The sequence below is a fragment of the Bacillus sp. HY001 genome (assembly GCF_007558965.1).
GTDB lineage: Bacteria > Bacillota > Bacilli > Bacillales > Bacillaceae_G > Bacillus_A > Bacillus_A mobilis.
Genome location: NZ_VLTE01000307.1, coordinates 1 through 520, shown reverse-complemented (window position 1 = coordinate 520; position 520 = coordinate 1). Strand labels below are relative to the sequence as shown.

General features: G+C 33.3%; 1 protein-coding gene. It reads left to right on the top strand.

Annotated elements, in window-relative coordinates:
• A partial coding sequence (locus FOT98_RS31470) for a hypothetical protein (RefSeq protein ID WP_144291273.1) occupies nucleotides 1-405 on the top strand: 405 nt, incomplete at its 5' end.
• Nucleotides 406-520: the final 115 nt, after the last annotated feature.

The window sequence follows — 520 nt, the reverse complement described above, 5'->3', positions numbered from 1 at the left end:
ATGAAAACATTTGAAATGCGTGAAAAACGATTAGCAGAACTATTAGGTGCAAAGGTACTATGGGAGTTTATAAGTGCTGTAACAGAGGAAATAGAAAAACAAGAGTTAGAGTCTACACCAGGTTTATTAGAAGATCTATTCATACATGTGAAAGAAACTATACAAATTCAAAACATGAACAAGAGCATAGCAAAAGCCCCTGTACAACCAGAGGCTGATGGTATAAATAAAGATACATTATTTATGGAAGCGTATGTAGAATTAATTAATCATAAGTTTGTTATTTCTGAATTAGCTGTAGAGCTTTCATCTGTTCTAAAAGAATTAAATTGTTTTGTTCAATCATCTTTGCCACAGCTTCAAAGTGAGCTTGATTCTCAAGAACCTCAATCTGCTTCTCTTTAGGGAGTGATTGGAGTATTTCTTTTATTTCTTTACACTCGTATATGTTATTCTCCGAGTCTTCAATTAATTTATTGCGACGATTGGTGTATTCAATTGCACCTAAAGTCGCTAATGC